Origin of the sequence: Flavobacterium aestivum (assembly GCF_026870175.2) — a bacterium.
GTDB lineage: Bacteria > Bacteroidota > Bacteroidia > Flavobacteriales > Flavobacteriaceae > Flavobacterium > Flavobacterium aestivum.
The window spans coordinates 2,076,921-2,093,632 of the sequence record NZ_CP113977.2; the positions used below are offsets into that span (position 1 = coordinate 2,076,921).

Below are 16,712 nucleotides of genomic sequence, written 5' to 3' on the forward strand. Positions count from 1 at the left end.
TCAAGAAATATCATTTGCAAAAAGTAATTAATTGTTTTTCCAAGTCTCCAAATATTTCTCTGCAATTTTCACATAGTGGTGCTCCTTTTCGATAAAAGCTCTAGCACGTTTTCCCATTGCTATTATTTCATTTGGATTTTCTATTAAATAAGATAATTCTTTTACTAAATAATCTACATCGGGAATAGCATTTACACAAACCCTTTCTGTAATGTTATAGTATTCTGTAAATTCTTTTTCGGCTCCTGTAAAAACCACTTTTCCTTTAGCCATAGCTTCAAGTGCATTATATCCTTGATCACGAGAGGTACATTGATCTAAAAGAATATGAGATTTGTTGTAAAGATTTATGTATTCTGGATATGGAATTGTATTTGCTATTATTATTTCTACCTTGTCACTATACTTTTTTTTAATTAATTCTAATGATCTCTCAAAATAAGTAATTCCCTTTTGATGATAACTAAATTTATTTATTCCTAAAAAAATGACTGTTTTGTCTTCAATTCGTAACTTTTCAAATTTTAGTTTATCCAAGTATACTGGATAAGGTATTAAACCTTTGTAAATAGGACTGTTTTTTGTTGCTTCAACATAATCAAAATCAGTTGGTACTAATCCATTAAAATTATTGGTCATAAATTTATGGATTTTAATATGTCCTTTACTAAAATAGTCAAAAAATTGAATGTATTCTTTTAGTTTTGGATTTATAAAAAAAGGAGTCATAAGTGATTTATAATTCTTATTTTCAATATAAAACTTAAGAGTTAAATAATCAATACCAGCAGAGAGTATAAAGCATTTTTTGTTTGAATTAAATATTTTTTTGATGAAAAAAAATTCTAAAGGTTTATAAGTTTTTATTGGTGCTTCATTGACAAACTGAACAATGTCAAAATTTTTCAATTTAGATAGGTGTAAATAAAAACGTATTCCATATTCTATGCCTATAAAATCGAACTTAAATAAACGAAGCGATATTTTTCTTGGAAGTATGAAAATTTTTTTTGATAAAAATCTTGCATCATGTTTGTAGTCAACAGGGTAAGATCTATGTCCATTGCTGTTGCCAATTATAATAACTTCATGTCCTAGCTCAATTAATCCTTTTTTTAGGGAATCATGCAATAAACTATATTCACCAACAAGTAAAATTCTCATTATTATTATATTTGATGCTAAAATAGTCAAAAATGAATGAATTTAATAAACAGAATCGGCGCATTTGTATTGTTTCTGATCAACTTGCAGGTGGAGGTGCTGAACGCTGCTCGAGTTTGCTTTCTGTTTTTTTTGAAAGAAATAATTTTAAAGTTCATCATGTAATTGTATTAGATAAAATAGAATACAAATTTGCAGGGGAAATTCTCAATTTAGGGAAATTGAAGAATAAAAGGAATGACTTTTTAAATAAGCTTAAAAGATTTTATGTGCTGAAAAAATTTTTCAGCCATAATAAGTTTGATTTTATAATTGATACCCGAGCAAAAAATCATAGTTTGCGAGAGTTCTTTATTTCTAAGTGTATATTTACTTCACCTTTAATACAGATTATTCATAGTTATATGCTTAATTTATATTTTCCCAAAAATGTATTTCTGGCAAAAAATATTTATTCTCATTGCTATAAAATAATAACTGTATCTGAGGGAATAAAAAATAAAACAGCGATAGATTATAAATACTCTAACGTTGAAACAATTTATAATCCGGTAGATTTTGAGTATATTAATAAGCAATTATTAGAAAGTATATTGTCAACTCCATATGAATATATTTTGGCTGTTGGTAATATGGAAAGTATGGTGAAGCAGTTTGATAAGTTAATAGATTGTTATTCTAAATCGGATTTGGTTAATAAAAATATTAAATTAATTATTCTTGGGGAAGGAATTTTAAGAAGCACACTAGAACAAAAGGTTGAAGAAATGAATTTGGAAAGTTTTGTTATATTTAAAGGCAAAATTAGCAACCCATTCCCATATTATAAGAATGCTCTTTTTACTGTTTTATCTAGTAAGAATGAAGGTTTTCCATATGCATTAATAGAATCATTAGCTTGTTCGACACCAGTCATATCATTTGATTGTTTGTCTGGGCCAAAAGAAATCATTAAGGACAAAAAAAATGGATTGTTAGTTGAAGATCAAAATGAAGATAAATTAATAGAAGCTATTGATTTATTTGCTAATGATAAAACATTGTACAATTATTGTAAAAGAAATGCGTTGCAAAGTGTAGCCCATTTTGATTTGGAATTGATAGGGAAACGATGGTTGGAGTTAATGAAAATTAAAGTCGAATAGATCAAATTATGAATATAAAATTAATTGACATTCCCAAAATCGAGAATATTTTAGGAAATATTGCTGTAATCGAAAATGATGTTTTGCCTTTTGAAGTAAAGAGAGTTTACTATTTATATGATATTCCAAGTTCTGCAAATCGAGGAGGGCATTCACATATTAAACTGCAACAAGTCCTAATAGCTATTTCTGGAAGTTTTGATGTGATTCTTAAAGATGGAATTTCTGAAAAGACAATTACCTTAAATAAACCAGATAAAGGATTGTTAATAAGAAATAATATTTGGAGGGAATTGGAGAATTTTTCATCTGGAGCTGTTTGCTTAGTTTTGGCATCTACGATTTATAATGAAGAAGATTATATAAGAGATTTTGATGAATTTTTAAAATCTAAGTCAAATGGCAATTAAAAAGAAATATGATCTTATATCAAAAGGTGATTTTTTAGACCTATATTATAAAGTAAAATTTAAAGGAATAAAATTTATTATTTTAAAATTATCAAAACTGTCTTATCAAAATAGAGTTTCTTCAAAATGGGACTGGAGTAGTTCGCCATCTGATTTTTGGGTAATACCACAGATAAAAGAGGATTGGAATTTAAAAGTATCTGGAAGCCCTTTTGTTTTATATGAAGAATATGTTTGTTCGAAGTATTTAAAGGACAAAGTAGGATTGAATATGCTTTCTATTGGTTGTGGAGAGGGCATTCATGAACGAAATTTTTCTACTTTCGCAAATTTTGATAAAATAACAGGAGTTGATTTGTCATCTGTAAGTATAAATAAAGCAAAACAAAAGGCAGATGAAAATAGAATGAATATTGAGTATCATTGTCAGGATTTTTTAAAAATGAAATGGGACACAAAGTTTAAAGTAATATTGTTTGATTCAAGTCTACATCATTTCGATAATATTGATTTATTTTTAAAAAAATATATAAGTCCTATTCTTTGTGATGATGGCATAGTTGTCGTTTTTGAATATTGTGGTCCAAATAGATTGGCTTGGAATAAAGCTCAATTACAAGAAACTAATAGGCTTTTAAATCTATTGCCCCAAAAATTTAAATTTTTGATAGATGGTAAAACTATTAAGAGAAAAAATTATAAGCCTGGATTATTAAGAATGCTTATTGTGGATCCTTCAGAAGCTCCTGATTCTGAAAATTTAGTCAAAGCTTTGCAAAATAACTTTAAAATTATAGAAGAAAAGCAATTAGGATGGACTATTTCACATCTGCTTTTAAAAAGTATAGCCCATAATTTTTTAAATGATGATAGGGAAACTAAAGAGCTTTTAGATTTTGTTTTGAAAAATGAAAAGGAATATATCGAAAAAACAAATGATAATAATGCAATTTTCGGTGTGTATAGAAAAGCAATATAAAATATTAGAAAGTAATATAGCTCTTAAAAAGTAACATTTAAAAATGAGATTATTATATATTGTACCAGATGTAACAGGAGCAGGAGGTATTGCTCGTGTCATTTCTTTGAAATTAGACTATTTATTAACTAGAACTGATTGTAAAATAGATATTATATCTCTTAATAGTACAAAAAAGAATTGTTTTTATGGCTTCAATAAAAAAATTAACTGGCACACTATTAACCATTCTAAAAACTCAATATTTTTTCTAAAATCTTATTTTTTATTTATTAAAGAAGTTATTTCAAAAGTAGAACCGGATATTATTGTTGTTTGTGATGCTAATTTTTGGTATTTATTTCCTTGGTTTATAAAGTTTGAAATACCGATAATATTTGAAACCCATGTTTCTAAATTTTTAGAGAAATCGGATAATGAAAGCTTATTTAGAAGATTTATTTCTCCTTTAATTAATCCTGTTAAAAGAAAAACATTTAAAAAATTTGATAAGGTCATTTTTTTATCTCAAGATTGTAGTGATGAATGGGAGTTAAAAAATAATGTAGTGATTCCTAATCCAGTGACTTTTTTTGTAGAAAAAGAATCTAGTTTAAATAATAATAGAGCAATAGCAATAGCTAGACATAGCTATGAAAAAGGAATTGATAGATTATTAATGATTTGGAAAAATATAATAAAGGAACATCCTGATTGGTGTTTGGATATTTATGGAGAATGGAATGGGAATAATAAATATCAACTATTAGCGATTGATTTGGGAATTTCTAATAGTGTAAATTTTTTTCCACCCACATTAGATATAAAAGATAAATATTTAGAATCATCCATTTATCTTATGGCTTCTAGGTCTGAAGCTCTTCCTTTGGTTTTAATTGAAGCTATGAATTGTGGCCTACCTTGCGTTTCTTATGATTGTCCTTCCGGTCCTAGAAATATCATTGAGGATAATGAAAATGGTTTTTTGATTGAAGATGGAAATAGTACTGATTTTGAAAAAAAAGTTGCTCTTTTAATTGAAGACAAAGAGTTAAGAATAAGAATGGGAAAAAAAGCGAAGCTATCCATTGAGAAATATCAAATAGATAAGGTTATGAATCAATGGGATGATTTATTTCAAGATATTAGCCTTGTAAAACATTAAATTTTAAGAGATCCTTTATCTATAAAGGATTTTTATATGTGTTTCTGGTATAAAAAAAAGAAATATAAGCTTCTTAGAGTTTCTTTTTTTTCAAAATTATTTTTATTGGAATAATTTGAATGATGATATTCTTGAGCGTAGATAGATAGTTATTTGTTTTCAAGCATGCACAAATAACCTAATCGGTATAAGTCAAAAATAAATAAAGATGGATTTTTACTTGACAAGTTCTTCAGAAAAAGTAACCGTGTTATTTTATAGAAATATGAAAAGACAAAAACAATATTTAATCTTTTTAATTTTGTAAATATTCTTGAAAGCCGAACATAATCTGGAGGTAATAATTTATTGTCAATTAGATACTTTAAGGCTATTATAGAATCACTTTCTTTTTGAATTGCAACTTCAAATTCATCTAGCCCTAAATGATAAACAGGGTTTTGAATATGTGAAATTTTTATTTCTTTTTGTTTTAAATTATACGAAAACAAAGTGTCTTCATGCCTTAAATTCGGTAAGCTCTCATTAAAGGAAACTTTTTCTATGATTGATTTTTTGATCAAAAAATTCAATGTTAGAAAAGATAAATAAGGATTTGTATTTCTATCTTCTACGCTAAGAGCTTCCCTAGATTTGCCATAAAACCATCTTAGAAGTTGGTTTTTTGCGGGTTTTTCTTTTTTGTATAAAATACCCCCATAAACAATTTTTTCTTCTGTATTTATATGTTTCAGATAGTCTGATATAAAGCTATTATTTACAGGAAATGTGTCAGCATCTAGAAATAACAAATTAGTATATATTGCTTTTCGGGCTAATAAATTTCGAATAGCACTTCTTCCTATATTTTTGTCTAAAATTTCAAAGGAACAATTTGTAATGCTATTAATTTTTTGATTTTCGACTTGAGACTCTTTAGAGTGATCATCAAGTGAAATTATCTCAAATTCAATTTTACAATTTGTGCATTGTTTGTGCAATTCTAAAACAAGTGAATGTATATTATAATTGTAAGTAGGAATAAGGATTGACAGCATTACACCGTTCTTTGAACTACTTCAAAGATTTTGGCATCTTCGCATTTCAATGTTTTGTTTGGGAATTTCATCAATAAGGCATAATCGTGTGTAGCCATAATGACTGTTTTTCCGATGGTATTGATTTTTTTCAAAACCTCAAGCACTTCGGCACTCGTTTGTGGATCTAGATTTCCGGTAGGCTCATCGGCAAGGATAAATTCAGGGTCGTTCAATAAAGCTCTTGCAATTGCAATACGTTGTTGTTCTCCTCCGGAAAGCTGGTGTGGCATTTTGTTGGCAAAGTCTTTCATATTTACTTTGTCAAGAACTTCATCAATTTTAGCGTCCATTCCCTCTTTATCAACCCATCCAGTTGCTTTTAGAACAAAAAGCATATTGTCTTTTACAGTACGATCTGGTAATAATTTAAAATCTTGAAAAACGATTCCAATCTTTCTTCTCAAAAATGGAATATCATCTTCTTTTAAAGTAGCCAAATCAAATTCGACAATTTTACCTTCACCTTCTGTTAATGGTAAATCTGCATATAATGTTTTTAATAAACTACTCTTCCCAGAACCGGTTTTTCCGATGATGTAGATGAATTCACCATGATTCACTTCTAAATTAACATCAGATAAAATAGTTTTTCCTTCTTGGTATATGTTTACGTTTTTTAAAGACAGTACAGATTGAGACATAATAGAAATTGTTTATTGGGTAAAAGTAAAAAGATAAAATCCAAATAACAAATTACAAAAAGTAAAATGCGAAAATTAAATTTTAAATCCAGAAAAGTCACGCTGCTTTTGAGGGTCTGGAGAAAGTCTGTTTAAAAATAGTTGATAATAAAAACAAACAGCGTGTCGTTATAGGTACATAAATAAATACATTTGATCATTAAATAAAAACACAATGCAGAAACTTCCGAAGCTCTTTTTTATATTTTTTATTGTTCAAATAACTTCTCTTTATTCACAAGAATCAGCAATTTATACATACTCATTAAAGGATTTCGATAAAGCACTTTCTTTATACGAAGACCAGCAATATGCGTCGGCAAAAATCCTTTTTGAAAACATAAAGAAAGCTTCTAAAAATGAGGGAACCCAATCGGATTGTGCTTATTATATTGCTAATTGTGCCATTCGTACCGATCAGGACAATGCCGAAGAACTCATTAATAAATTTGTTGAAGATTATCCTGCAAGCCGAAAGCAAAATCAGGCTTTTATTGATGTAGCTTACTATTATTTTGATCATAGAGATTATAAAGAAGCTTTACAGTGGTTTGTGAAAGTAGACGAAAGTGTTCTGAAAAATAGTGAACGAAACAAGTTTAATTTCGAGAAAGGCTATTCTTTTTTTGTGGACAAAAAAATGAAAGAAGCCAAGAACTATTTTAATAAAGTAGTCAATTCAGACGAGTATGCTAAACAAAGCAAATATTATCTGGGTTTTATGGCGTATGAATCTGATGATTATGCTGAGGCAAACAAGCAATTCGATCAGGTTTCAGGAGATGAAAAATATGCCGAAAAATTATCGTATTACAAATCGGATATGAGTTTTAAATCAGGGGATTTTAAAAAAGCGATCGATTTAGGGATCAAAGCTATGCCAAAATCTACAGCCGCAGAAAAATCAGAATTAAATAAAATCATTGGTGAAAGTTATTTTAATCTAAAACAATACAATGAAGCAATTCCTTATCTAGTAGGCTATAAAGGTAAGGACGGGAAATGGAATAACACCGATTTTTATCAATTGGGTTATGCGTATTATATGCAAAAGGATTATGATAATGCCATTTCACAATTTAATAAAATTATAGACGGTAAGGATTTTATTGCCCAAAATGCGTATTATCATTTAGGAGAAAGTTATTTGGAATCGGGTAAAAAGCAACAGGCATTAAACGCATTTAAGAATGCTTCCGAGATGAATTTTAATTTAAAACTGCAAGAAGATGCGAGCTTAAATTATGCAAAGTTGAGTTATGAAATTGGAAATTCTTATCAAAGTGTTCCAGAAGTTTTGTTGGATTTTATGAATAAGTATCCTAATAATCCCAGTAATTCAGTCATAGAAGAATTATTAATCGACTCTTATATTTCATCCAAAAATTATAAAGAAGCTTTGGTATTATTAGAAAAAAATAAAACTCCAAAAAATAGAATTGCTTATCAAAAAGTAGTTTTCTATAGAGGGATAGAATTATTTACAGAAAGCAATTATTCCCAATCATTGACAATGTTCGAAAAAGCCATAAAAGAGCAAAAAGATCCTATCATCACAGCTCGTGCCACTTTTTGGAAAGCGGAATCTGAATATAATTTAGAGGGTTACAAAGAAGCCTTACTAAGCTACAAACAGTTTTCGGATCTTGAAAAAGCCAATGAAACTGCAGAATTCAAAAACATCAATTATAATATGGCTTATGCCAATTTTAAATTGAAAGAATATGAAACAGCTGGGAACTTTTTTCAAAGTCAGATAGACAATGCAAAGGGAGATAAAAATCGTTTGAATGATTCTTATTTGCGCTTGGCGGATTGTCGATTTGTAACTACAAAATACCAACCGGCTCTAGATGCTTATAATAAGGTAATTGAATCTAAAAGTGTAGATGGTGATTATGCTTACTTTCAAAAAGCACTATGCTATGGATTTCTTTCCAAAAACAATAAAAAAATAGAGGAGCTCAATGCATTTTTGACATTATATCCAAAATCAGACTATCAAGATGATGTTTTGTTTGAATTAGGAAATACCTATGTAGCCGAGAACAAACAGGATTTGGCAATAAAAGCATATGAAAAATTAAATACTGCTTATGCTAATAGTTCCTATACATCGCGATCTATTTTGCGTCAAGGATTAATTTATTACAATTCAGATAAAGATGATTTGGCTCTAGCCAAATTTAAAAAAGTAGCTTCAGATTTTCCTAAAACTCCAGAAGCTTATGAAGCTGTTGCAACCGCTCGATTAATTTATGTAGATAATGGGAAAGTAGATGAGTATGCAACTTGGGTACGCACATTAGATTTCGTGGCGGTTACAGATGTAGATTTAGATAACGATACATTTGAAGCTGCTGAAAAACAATACGAACTAAATAATACTAAACAAGCCATCACAGGATTTAGTAATTATATAAATAAGTTTCCAAACGGAATTCATACTCTAAAAGCAAATTTTGTATTAGCACAATTGTATTACTCTGAAGGCTCAGAAAGTAAATCGGTTTCTAATTATGAGTTTGTGATAAATCAACCCCGTTGCGAATACACAGAGCAAGCTTTGGTTAGATTGGCACAAATATCTTTGAAAGATAAAAACTGTGATAAAGCAATCCCAGTATTAGTACGTTTAGAAAAAGAAGCCGATTTTCCGCAGAACAAGACATTTGCCCAAGCTAATTTGATGAAATGCTATTATGATCTAAAAGATTATCCAAATTCAGTTGTATATGCAGATAAAGTTTTGGCTAACCAAAAAACCGAAGAAAACGTAAAAAGTGATGCCCAAATCATCGTTGCACGTTCTGCGATGCAATCAGGAGATGAGGTCAAAGGCAAAGCAGCTTATGCAAAATTATTAAGTGTAAGTAAAGGAGAATTGGCTGCGGAAGCCTTGTATTATGATGCCTATTTTAAAAACAAGGACGGGAAGTTTGAGCTTTCAAATACAGCAATTCAAAAATTAGCTAAGAATTATTCTAGTTACCGTTATTTTGGAGCCAAAGGTTTGATTCTAATGGCAAAGAATTATTATGGATTAAAAGATAGTTATCAAGCCACTTATGTTTTAGAGAATGTAATCGAAAATTTCACGGATTATTCAGATGTAATTGAAGAAGCAAAAACGGAATTGAGTCGAATAAAAACTGAGGAAGCTAAGACCAATTCATCAATTACAAAATAAAGAGGATTGCGAGAAGAGAAGAATTAGATTCAATTTTTGAAATTATTTAAAATTAAAAAATCAAACAGAATGAAGTTACCTTTTTATATAGTAGATGTTTTTGCTGAGAAAAAATATACCGGAAATCAATTGGCCGTTTTCTTAGATGCCGAAGCTTTAAGTACAGAAGAGATGCAGAAAATTGCACGCGAAATTAATTTTGCCGAAAGTACTTTTATCACAAAGATTCAACCCGAAAAAAATAGTGCGGCAATTAGAATTTTTACGGTAGAATATGAAATGAAATTTGCAGGACATCCTATTATAGGAACATCTTGGGTTTTAATGAATAAAATAGTCGAAAGCCAACCGCGAAATTTTAATTTATCGGTACCAATAGGTGAAATTCCAATTCAGCAAACAGAGGATTTGGTTTGGTTACAAGCGGCTCAACCTGAATTTTTGGATGTTTTCTCAAAGGAAGAGTTCTTGTCTTTTAATAATTTGAGCAATGACGATTTTGATGATAAGCTTCCTATTCAAGAAGTAACAACAGGTAGTGCGTTTGTGATTGTTCCGCTCAAAAATATAAAAGCACTGAAGGATTTAAACCTTGAATTGATTAAGACGAAAGAATGGCTATTGGCTAATTGCAAAACCAATCATAGAGCTTTATATTTTTATTGTTTCGATAATGGCAAACTGATAAGCAGAATGCTGTATATAGAAAATAATCAGATTATGGAGGATGCAGCAACAGGAAGTGCCAGTACATGTTTGCAGGCTTTTCTATTAAAATACCATTCTCCAGAAATTAAAACAATCAATCATCAAGGTGATTTTATAAACAGATCTTCTCAGATTTATTTTGATGGAAAATTATCTGAAAATCATTTTGATATAAAAATTGGCGGTAAAACGCAATTTATTGCAAAGGGAGAATGGGAAGTGTAAGGCAAAAAGCAAAAGGCAAAAATGTAAAAGATAGATTGAATAAAGCAGAATTCAGAAAATAGATAGAAAGCAGAAAGATGATGATCAAAAACATAAAAGCATTCATAAATAAACGTACGATGTTCTCGGCTCACTCTCCTTTGGAGAGGATTGGGATGGGGATTTTCCTTCTCTTACTTTCCCAATATACATTTGCTCAAAACAAGCAAGGAAATATAGGAACAGAAGTAGTAAATGTGGTGAAGCCGTATGCGCCAACAATTTCAGATGCTTTCAAAGTAAAGGAAGTGCCGGTGATTACAAATGATGAAAATGCCAAAAAAGAAAATGTAAAATATTCTATTTTGCCTTTCCCGGTGGCATCTACTTTTTTGCCTTCTAAAGGAAATGCTCAAGGTGTTGAAAAAGCAAAGCAAGTGCGTTTGTTCAAAAATTATACGACTTTGGGTATTGGTAATTATGGTGCCTTAAACGCTGAATTGTATGTGACTGATGATCTTAATAACAATGATTATGTTAGTGGGATGTTTCGTCACCAATCTTCACGAGGCGGATTGAAAGATGTTGTTTTAGATAATGGTTTTTATGACACTGCGATTGATTTGGTTTATGGAACAAACGAAGAAGGAATGGCTTGGAATGTCAATGCAGGCTATCAAAATCAAATTTACAATTGGTATGGTCTGCCAGCTAATTTTGGAAATACTTTGACACTTCAAGAAAAGATGGCGCTTGTAAATAGTATTGACTCACAACAATCTTATAATACAATCAAATTAGGAGGGACAATTGCTTTAGAAGAAGGGATTTTTAGCAATGCCAATTTAGAATTTAATCATTTTTCGGATGCATATAATTCATCAGAGAATAGGTTTTTGCTAACACCAACTTTTAAGTTTGATGTTATGGATGAAGCAATAAAGACTAAATTTATTATTGATTATGTTGGAGGAAGCTTTAAGAGTAATTATTTAGGAACCAATACTGAGGCGTTAAAGTATGGTTATACCAATTTTGGAATTGTTCCAAGTTTTGAAATGATAAAAGATGATTGGACATTAAATCTAGGTGCCGGCTTAATGTATAGTAAGGGGACAGAAAATAAAACAAACAAGTTTTATGTCTATCCTTCGGTAACGGCTTCTTATAAAGTAGTAGGAGATTTGATGATTTTTTACGCAGGAGCCATCGGTGATTTACAACAAAATACCTATAAGGATTTAGTGGATACTAATCCGTTTGTTTCGCCAACATTAGAAATTAAACCAACCAATGAGTTGTATGATATTCATGCAGGACTAAAAGGAAAACTGGCAAGTACGGTTAGTTATGATATAAAAGCCTCATATACCTATGATGAGAATAAAGCATTATTTCTAAGTAATGATTATACCGAAAAAAGTACTAATGCCAATTATGCTTTTGGAAATTCCTTGCATGTTGTATATGATGATATGAAAACGATTCGTTTTTATGGAGAGATAAAAGCAGATTTAGCCAAAGGAGTAACGGTTGGAGTTGATGGAACATTAAGTAGTTATTCTAATAAATTTGAAAAAGAAGCTTGGAATTTACCAGCTATTCAATTGAATTCGACTTTAGATTTTGCAATTACTGAGAAATGGTTTGCTGGAGTTAATTTGTTTTATGTAGGAGAAAGAAAAGACCAGCAAATAAATACAGATATTGTTTATGTAGTAGCTCCAGGACCTATAACACTCGACGGTTATTTGGATTTGAATGCCAATGTGAGATTCAAATACAACGAAAGATTTACAGCTTTCGTAAAAGCTAATAATATAACAAACAACGGATATCAAAAATGGTTGAATTATCCAGTACAAGGATTTCAATTGATGTTGGGAGCAAATTATAAATTTGATTTTTAGTAAAAAGTCTAAAATCTAAGTAGTATAATAAATGACTTTTAAACAAAAAATATACCAACAGTATTTGCAATTAGTCCAAGACAGGATTGATGTATTCAGAGATATGATTGCTGCACTTACAGAGGATTCAAAAAACGATGCAAAAGGATCAGCAGGAGATAAGCACGAAACAGCTTTGTCAATGATGCATATCGAACAAGAAAAACTCAATACGAAACTCAAAGAAGTATTGACCCAAAAAGTAGTTTTAGATAAATTAGATCCTTCTGTTGTGGCAGAAACTATTATTTTAGGAAGTTTGGTAAAAGCCAATGGAATTTATTTGTACCTGAGTCTTGCGCTTCCTAAAATCAATGTAGATGGTATAAATATTATAGCCTTGTCTCCACAATCGCCTCTTGGAAATAAATTGATGGGGAATAAAGTAGGATTCACTTTTGAGATTAATACCACGAAATATTTAATAGAAGAAATTTTATAACAATTCATTTTGTAATCTACGATTTATTGTAGCTCTTTTTTTATATTAGCTCAAATTAATCAAATCGTTTATTATGAGGATAATTTCTTTTTTGCTATCGTTGTTTTTTTTAATTTCTTTCAATCAAAAAAACAAAATTACTGTAGATACTATTATTACGAATGCTAATATTTATACTGTAAATAAAGATTTTGGAAAAGCCTCGGCTATGGCTATTCAATCTGGTAAAATTGTCGCTATTGGTTCTAATGATGAAATAGCAAATACGTACGATTCCAAAAATACCATTGATGCGAACGGGAAATTTATATATCCGGGTTTGTACGATGCACATTGTCATTTTTATGGTTTTGGACTGAGTTTGCAAGAAGTTGATTTGCGAGGAACTAAAAGTATATCTGAAATAATTGATCGAATAAAGAAATTTCAAAAAGAAAAAAATCCTGATTTTATTGTAGGCAACGGATGGGATCAAAACGATTGGCAAGTAGCTAAATTTCCAACTAAAGAAGATTTAGATGTTGTTTTTCCAAATATTCCAGTAGTTTTAAATCGTATAGATGGTCATGCAATTCTAGTAAACAGTATGACTTTGAAGCTGGCAGGAATTACAAAATCAACAAAAGTTGCAGGAGGGGAGATTGTTTTAGAAAATGGAGAACCTACCGGAGTTTTAATTGATAACCCAATGGAGTTGGTTCTTAAAATAATACCTAGTCCTAATCGTAAAAAACAAATCGCAGCCTTATTGGATGCTGAAAAAGTCATGTTTCAATATGGGTTGACAACTGTCAATGATGCAGGCTTAGATCCGGATGTTATTAATTTGATGGATAGTTTGCAAAAAGCAAAAGCTATGAGAATTAATGTCTATGCCATGATTACTGCAAATCAAAAAAATATCGATTTATACCTTAAAAAAGGAATTTACAAAACTGATAATTTGAATGTTTGTTCTTTTAAAATGTATGGAGATGGGGCTTTGGGTTCTCGTGGTGCCTGTTTGCATAAGCCGTATTCAGATAGCCCAAAGAAATATGGAACTCTGGTTTCTTCTGTGGCCGAATTAAAAAATGTGGCTAGACAAATTGCCAACTCTCCTTTTCAATTGAATTCACATGCTATCGGAGATTCCGCCAATACCGTTATTTTAAAAATATACAAAGAAGCTTTGACCGGTAAAAAAGATAGAAGATGGAAAATCGAACATGCACAAGTAATACAAGAAGCCGATTTTGATTATTTTAAAACAGGGATTATTCCTTCGGTCCAACCTACTCACGCCACATCCGATATGTATTGGGCAGAAGAAAGATTAGGTAAAGAAAGATTGAAAAATGCGTATGCCTATAAAAAATTACTCCAAAATGCCGGAATCATTGCTTTGGGTACTGACTTTCCTGTAGAAGAAGTAAACCCAATGCTTACTTTTCATGCTGCTGTAGCTAGAAAAGATAGTAAAGACTATCCAAAGACAGGTTTTCAAATGGAAAATGCCTTGAGTAGAGAGGAAACGGTAAGAGGAATGACTATTTGGGCGGCCTATTCTAATTTTGAAGAAAAAGAAAGAGGAAGCCTTGAAGTAGGTAAATGGGCTGATTTTGTACTGTTTGATCAGGATTTAATGAAAGTAGATGAAAATCAAATGGTAAAATTGAAGCCAAGTCGAGTATTTTTGAAAGGAGTCAAAGTGAAATAAGCTTATTAGCGAAAAGTGAAAATTTACAATTTATAATGCAAAGGCTAGATTTGCTTCTTTTTAAATTACATATTTAATATAAAATTTAATTTTAAGTTGTTTTTTGAAATCTAAACTCCTATTTATGTTTTCTGTTTGTAACCTTTAGTGCATCTTTGCCCTATCAAAATAAACTAACAGTTAAAATATAAAATTATGTGTGGAATAGTATGCGCCTTTGATCTAAAACAAAAATCAGAAGTTTTAAGACCTCAAGTGTTGGAAATGTCTAAAATCATTCGTCACCGCGGACCGGACTGGAGCGGGGTATTCAGTAATGATAAAGCGATTTTATCTCATGAGCGTTTAGCGATTGTAGATCCAGCATCAGGGAAACAACCTTTATTTAGTGAAGACGGAAATTTAGTTTTGGCTGCCAATGGTGAAATATACAACCACAGAGAATTGCGTAAACAATTTGAAGGAAGGTATCATTTTAAAACAGAAAGTGACTGTGAAGTTATTTTAGCTTTGTATAAAGAAAAAGGCCCTCGTTTTTTAGATGAAATGAACGGTATTTTTGGTTTTGCAATTTATGATATAGAAAAAGATGAGTATTTTGTAGCTCGTGACCATATGGGGATTATTCCACTATACATTGGTTGGGATCAGCATGGAACTTTTTATGTGGCTTCAGAGTTGAAAGCATTAGAAGGATATTGTGCAAAAATTCAATTATTTCCTCCGGGGCACTATATGTCAAGTAAAGATGGAGAATTTGTACAGTGGCATAAAAGAGAATGGGTAGATTATGAAGCTGTAAAAGACAACGAAACAAGTATACCAGCAATCAGAGAGGCACTTGAAGCAGCAGTTCATAGACAATTAATGAGTGATGTTCCTTATGGTGTATTACTTTCTGGAGGTTTAGATTCCTCAATAACTTCAGCTATAGCCAAAAAGTATGCACAAAAACGTATAGAATCAGATGATGTTGCCGATGCTTGGTATCCGCAATTACACTCTTTTTCTGTAGGATTAGAAGGATCACCGGATTTAGCAGCTGCACAAATTGTAGCGGATCATATTGGGACAATTCATCACGAAATAAAATTCACCATTCAGGAAGGATTGGATGCAGTGCGCGATGTGATTTATAGTTTAGAAACTTATGATGTTACTACAGTTAGGGCATCTACACCAATGTGGTTAATGGCAAGAGTGATTAAATCGATGGGTATAAAAATGGTATTGTCTGGTGAAGGGGCAGATGAATTATTTGGAGGATATTTATACTTTCATAAAGCGCCAAACGCACAAGAGTTTCACGAAGAAACCGTTCGTAAATTAAGTAAACTACATATGTATGACTGTTTACGTGCCAATAAAAGTTTAGCAGCTTGGGGAATTGAAGGGCGTGTTCCATTCTTGGATAAAGAATTTATGGATGTTGCTATGAGAATCAACCCAAAAGATAAAATGATCAATAAAGAACATCCAATGGAGAAATGGGTGGTTCGTAAAGCTTTTGAAGACATGTTGCCAGAAAGTGTAGCTTGGAGACAGAAAGAACAATTTAGTGATGGAGTAGGTTACAGTTGGATTGATACCTTAAAAGAAGTGGTTGCAAGAGAGGTATCGGATGAGCAATTGGCAAATGCTAAATTCCGTTTTCCGTTGCAAACACCAACATCAAAAGAGGAGTATTACTATCGTTCTATTTTTAGCGAACATTTCCCAAGTGATACAGCAGCATTATGTGTGCCACAGGAAGCAAGTGTAGCTTGTAGCACAAAAATAGCTTTGGAGTGGGATGCAGCATTCAAAAACATGAATGATCCATCAGGTAGAGCAGTTGCCAGCGTGCATGATGATGCTTATGTAAAAGCATAAATGAAATATTGAATTTGGTTTAAAAAATGCCTTCTATTTTGAAGGCA

General features: G+C 30.9%; 13 protein-coding genes. 10 read left to right on the forward strand and 3 right to left on the reverse strand.

All coding sequences use genetic code 11. From position 1 onward, the window contains the following. Nucleotides 1–27: 27 nt before the first annotated feature. Nucleotides 28–1,194, reverse strand: coding sequence for a glycosyltransferase family protein (locus tag OZP08_RS08980; RefSeq protein ID WP_281323522.1), 1,167 nt, complete (start codon nt 1,192–1,194; stop codon nt 28–30). Nucleotides 1,195–1,196: 2 nt separating this feature from the next. On the opposite strand from OZP08_RS08980, the gene OZP08_RS08985 reads away from it, so the two are divergent. Genes OZP08_RS08985 through OZP08_RS09000 form a run of 4 tightly spaced genes read left to right on the forward strand, consistent with a single transcriptional unit; the run spans nt 1,197 to nt 4,842 of the window. After that, entirely contained in the window at nt 1,197–2,309 is a 1,113-nt protein-coding gene (locus OZP08_RS08985) for a glycosyltransferase (protein ID WP_281323523.1), read from the forward strand. 8 nt (nt 2,310–2,317) lie between these two features. Further along, nucleotides 2,318–2,719 (forward strand): sugar 3,4-ketoisomerase, encoded by a 402-nt coding sequence (locus OZP08_RS08990; RefSeq protein WP_268849294.1) that lies wholly within the window; start codon nt 2,318–2,320, stop codon nt 2,717–2,719. Beyond that, a complete protein-coding gene (locus OZP08_RS08995; RefSeq protein WP_281323524.1) occupies nt 2,709–3,698 on the forward strand; it encodes a class I SAM-dependent methyltransferase in 990 nt (329 codons plus the stop codon). Before OZP08_RS08990 ends, OZP08_RS08995 begins: the two co-directional genes overlap by 11 nt. 43 nt (nt 3,699–3,741) lie before the next feature. Then, on the forward strand, nt 3,742–4,842 hold the full coding sequence (locus OZP08_RS09000; protein WP_281323525.1) for a glycosyltransferase family 4 protein: 1,101 nt from the start codon (nt 3,742–3,744) through the stop codon (nt 4,840–4,842). Between the two features lie 149 nt (nt 4,843–4,991). Here the strand turns inward: OZP08_RS09000 and OZP08_RS09005 are convergent, their stop codons facing one another. Together OZP08_RS09005 and OZP08_RS09010 are read right to left on the reverse strand one after the other, a co-directional pair. After that, nucleotides 4,992–5,879, reverse strand: coding sequence for a glycosyltransferase (locus OZP08_RS09005; protein ID WP_281323526.1), 888 nt, complete (start codon nt 5,877–5,879; stop codon nt 4,992–4,994). Next, a complete protein-coding gene (locus OZP08_RS09010; RefSeq protein ID WP_268849299.1) occupies nt 5,879–6,562 on the reverse strand; it encodes a cell division ATP-binding protein FtsE in 684 nt (227 codons plus the stop codon). The genes OZP08_RS09005 and OZP08_RS09010 overlap by 1 nt, the downstream gene beginning before the upstream one ends. A 214-nt stretch (nt 6,563–6,776) precedes the next feature. Here OZP08_RS09010 and OZP08_RS09015 point away from each other — a divergent pair, with 214 nt between their 5' ends. The 6 genes from OZP08_RS09015 (at nt 6,777) to asnB (ending at nt 16,665) form a co-directional block, all read left to right on the forward strand. Next, a complete protein-coding gene (locus tag OZP08_RS09015) occupies nt 6,777–9,791 on the forward strand; it encodes a tetratricopeptide repeat protein (protein ID WP_281323527.1) in 3,015 nt (1,004 codons plus the stop codon). Nucleotides 9,792–9,860: 69 nt separating this feature from the next. Continuing rightward, on the forward strand, nt 9,861–10,724 hold the full coding sequence (locus OZP08_RS09020) for a PhzF family phenazine biosynthesis protein (RefSeq protein WP_268849300.1): 864 nt from the start codon (nt 9,861–9,863) through the stop codon (nt 10,722–10,724). A gap of 77 nt (nt 10,725–10,801) precedes the next feature. Further along, nucleotides 10,802–12,613: a porin family protein gene (locus OZP08_RS09025; RefSeq protein ID WP_349293471.1), complete on the forward strand. Its 1,812-nt coding sequence runs from the start codon at nt 10,802–10,804 to the stop codon at nt 12,611–12,613. Nucleotides 12,614–12,644: 31 nt separating this feature from the next. Beyond that, nucleotides 12,645–13,094, forward strand: coding sequence for a hypothetical protein (locus OZP08_RS09030; RefSeq protein WP_281323528.1), 450 nt, complete (start codon nt 12,645–12,647; stop codon nt 13,092–13,094). Between the two features lie 73 nt (nt 13,095–13,167). Beyond that, nucleotides 13,168–14,793 carry an amidohydrolase gene (locus OZP08_RS09035; protein WP_281323529.1) on the forward strand — a complete coding sequence of 542 codons (1,626 nt, stop codon included), beginning with the start codon at nt 13,168–13,170 and terminating at the stop codon, nt 14,791–14,793. A 195-nt stretch (nt 14,794–14,988) separates the two neighbouring features. Then, entirely contained in the window at nt 14,989–16,665 is a 1,677-nt protein-coding gene (gene asnB / locus OZP08_RS09040; protein WP_281323530.1) for an asparagine synthase B, read from the forward strand. Nucleotides 16,666–16,712 lie beyond the last annotated feature (47 nt).